Consider the following 3,270-nt stretch of genomic DNA (forward strand, 5'->3'; position numbering starts at 1 on the left):
GCCGCCGAGGGCGCCGGCACCACCGGCGGCGCGGCCGCCACCCCGGACCGGGTACGCGTCGTGCGCACCCGTGCCGAGCTGGTCGCCGCGCTCGGCGGCGACAACGCCACGAACGCCGCCGACGCCACCCCCAAGATCGTGTACGTGGCCGGCACGATCGACGGCTTCGAAGGCCCCGACGGCACGCCGCTCGACTGCGCCGGCCTGGCCGACCCGGGCTACTCGCTGCCGGCCTACCTGGCCGCGTACGACCCGGCCGTCTGGGGACGGGTGAACCCCAGCGGCCCGCTGGAGGACGCCCGGATGCGGTCGGTGGCCGCCCAGACCCGGCAGACGCAGATCAATGTCGGGTCCAACACCACGATCGTCGGGCTGCGCGGCGCCCGGCTGACCGGGCTGACCCTGATGATCGACCGGGTCGCCAACGTCGTCGTGCGCAACCTGGAGCTGGCCGACGCCCGGGACTGCTTCCCGGCCTGGTCCCCCACCGACGGCGACGCCGGCAACTGGAACTCCCAGTACGACCAGATCTCGGTACGGCGCAGCGAGCACGTGTGGGTCGACCACAACACGTTCACCGACGGCGACAACCCGGACAGCGGCCAGCCCGTCCACTTCGGCCGGCCCTACCAGGTGCACGACGGCTCGCTCGACGTCACGCACACCGCCAGCCTGGTCACCGCCTCCTGGAACCGGTTCGTCGGCCGGGACAAGCTGATGCTGATCGGCTCCTCCAACACGGTCGGCCCGGACGTCGGCCGGCTCAAGGTCAGCGTGCACCACAACCTCTTCGACGGCGACCTGCAACGGCTGCCCCGGGTGCGGTTCGGCCAGGTGGACGTGCACGAGAACCACTACCGGCTCGGCGGGCCGGACTTCGCGTACGCCCTCGGCGTGGGCGTGCAGTCCGCCATCTACGCGGAGAACAACTTCTTCACCCTCGCCGACGACGTCGACCCGGCCGACCTGCTCTACGACTGGGGCGGCACCGCGCTCACCGAACGGGGCAGCTGGGTGCGGCAGGGTGAGCGCCGGCCCCGGCCGGTGGACCTGCGCGCCGCGTACAACGCCACGCACGACCCCGACCTGGGCGGCGACGCCGGCTGGACACCCACCCTGCGCGCCGCCCCGCCGCTGCCCACGCCGCTGGTCCCGCTGGTCGTCGGCGCCTGGTCCGGAGCCGGTCGGCTGCCGCTCTGAGTCCGCCCGCCGAGCCCGCACCGACCGGGCCGGCGTCCCACGGGGGCGCCGGCCCGGCGCCGTTCCCGGAGGGGTCGGCTGACATGCGGGCGCGGATGCGCGATGATCACCTTTGCGGATCGTCCGCCGCAGGCATGATTCGGCGGCGATCGGGGACAACAGGGTGAGAATCGGGCGGTGAGAGCGCGAGTGGGTGCCCAGGCCCGGCGGCGGGCACGGGACGGAGGGCCGGACGTGGCGGGTGGGACAACCGGCGGGACGGGCCGGCTCCTCACCATCGACCTGCCGGCCGACCCCGGACGGCTCGCGCCGACCCGCGAACGGTTGCGTGCCTGGCTGCACGACCAGGGCGTCGGCGAGTGGGACGTCGAAACGGTCCTGATCGCGACCGGGGAGGCCTGCGCCAACGCCATCGAGCACGGCTACCGTTTCGCCCCCGACGGGATCACCACGCTCCGGGTGGAGCTGCACGACGACCGGTTGGAGATCGAGGTACGCGACCACGGCGGCTGGCGGCCGACCGACGGCGACGACGGCAGCGACCGGGGCCGGGGGCGGCTGATCATGTCCCGGGTGATGGACGAGGCGACGATCGTCGGCACGCCGGAGGGCACCTGCGTACGCCTGGTCAAGCGGCTCACCGATCGATGATCCCGCTTCGCGTCGGCCAGCCGACGGCACCGGCTAGCGAAGATCAGCTATAAGGGACGCATGGAGTTCCCCGCGTACCTCGCCACGATGCCGATGCACGCGATCACCGAGATCCATGGTGAGCCCGGCCTGCTGGCCCGCTTCCGGCTGGAGATCGGAGCGTTCGACGAGGCCGCCCGCGCCCGGCTGACCGAGGCCCTCGACCTCGCCGCCGACCTGCACCGCGACGACCGGCGGGTCCGCGAGCCGTACCTCAACCACCTGCTCCGGGTGGCGATCCGGATGATGCACCACTACCAGGTGCGCGACGTTGACGTGATCGTGGCGGGGTTGCTGCACGACGCGGTGGAGGACCATCCGGCCGAGCTGGCCGGCGCGACGGCGGGCGACCCGACGGCGGCGGCGCTGGCCACGCTCACCGCCCGGTTCGGCCCGCGGGTGGCGCGGCTCGTCGCGGCGGTGACCAACCCGGCCTACGACCCGGGCCGGGACCGACACGCGCAGTACCGGGAGCACGTCGCGGCCAGCCTGGACCGGGAGCCCTGGGCCCGGGTGATCAAGGTGTCGGACTTCACCGACAACGGCGTCGGGGTGATCCACACGGTCGGGCCCAAGGTGGCGTCGTCGGCCGCCAAGTACCGGCCGCTGGTGCCGGTCTTCCGCGACCTGATCGCCCGGCCGGACACTCCGCTGTCGGCGCCGGTCAAGCGGCACATCTTCGCCCAGCTCGATCTCGCCGAGGAGCGGTTCAGCGCCATCCTCGACCAGCCGAACTGAACGCCGCGACCGCACGCCCGAGTCGGGGGCCCGACGACGCCGCCGAGCGGACTGCTCACTGTCCGTAGCCTCGCCGGCGGGCACACCACCGGAGAGGGATATACCGCTGGGTCATGATTATGACTCAGCGGTATATCGACTGAAGGTGGTCGGTCGTCCGGGAGCCGCGTCGTGCGCGGATCGTCGGTCGCCCGAACGCGCGACCGGGCCGGCCCTCTCTCTCGCCCCCAGCGCCCGCACGCCGCAGTCCGAGCGACGCCCCTGGGGCCGGTTCGGCAGCGACCGCAGTCGCCATCGGACGACGACGCCGAAGCCGGGGGCGGATCAGCGCCGGAACCCGGACGGGCTCGGCCCCGAGCCAGACCGGCGGCGACCCGGTTCGAGAGCAGCCGGACCGGAGCCGCACCGAAGGCAGCCGCCGAAGGCCGGACGGCCGGGCCCGGGTTCAGGCCGTGGGTGAGGGAAGGCCACGTCCGGGCCGAGGGTGGGACGGCCAGGCCCGGGCGGCCCTAGGCCGCGATCAGGGCCGCCACCGTGGTCAGATCCCGGCGACGGCGTCGGCCGCAGCGGTCAGCCGGCGTCGGCGGGCGGTGGTGGACTGGAGCTGGGGGTTGCTCACCGACGACGAGCGCCGGCTCGCCG

Annotated in this window: 3 protein-coding genes; all 3 read left to right on the forward strand. The window is 73.8% G+C overall.

Annotated elements, in window-relative coordinates; translation table 11 throughout:
- Nucleotides 1-1,200, forward strand: a 1,200-nt coding sequence (locus HUW36_RS28880; protein WP_174531010.1) for a pectate lyase family protein, incomplete at its 5' end; no start/stop codon positions are given.
- 234 nt (nucleotides 1,201-1,434) lie between these two features.
- Nucleotides 1,435-1,851, forward strand: a complete 417-nt coding sequence (locus HUW36_RS28885) for an ATP-binding protein (protein ID WP_174531011.1) — start codon at nucleotides 1,435-1,437, stop codon at nucleotides 1,849-1,851.
- A gap of 60 nt (nucleotides 1,852-1,911) precedes the next feature.
- Complete coding sequence (locus HUW36_RS28890) at nucleotides 1,912-2,628, forward strand: HD domain-containing protein (RefSeq protein WP_174531012.1); 717 nt, start codon at nucleotides 1,912-1,914, stop codon at nucleotides 2,626-2,628.
- Nucleotides 2,629-3,270 lie beyond the last annotated feature (642 nt).

This window comes from Micromonospora maritima (genome assembly GCF_902825405.1).
Taxonomy (GTDB): Bacteria; Actinomycetota; Actinomycetes; order Mycobacteriales; family Micromonosporaceae; genus Micromonospora; species Micromonospora maritima.

Excerpts from the sequence above, each read along its gene's own strand:
- HUW36_RS28890 (WP_174531012.1), top strand. The coding sequence starts at position 1,912 with ATGGAGTTCCCCGCGTACCTCGCCACGATGCCGATGCACGCGATCACC.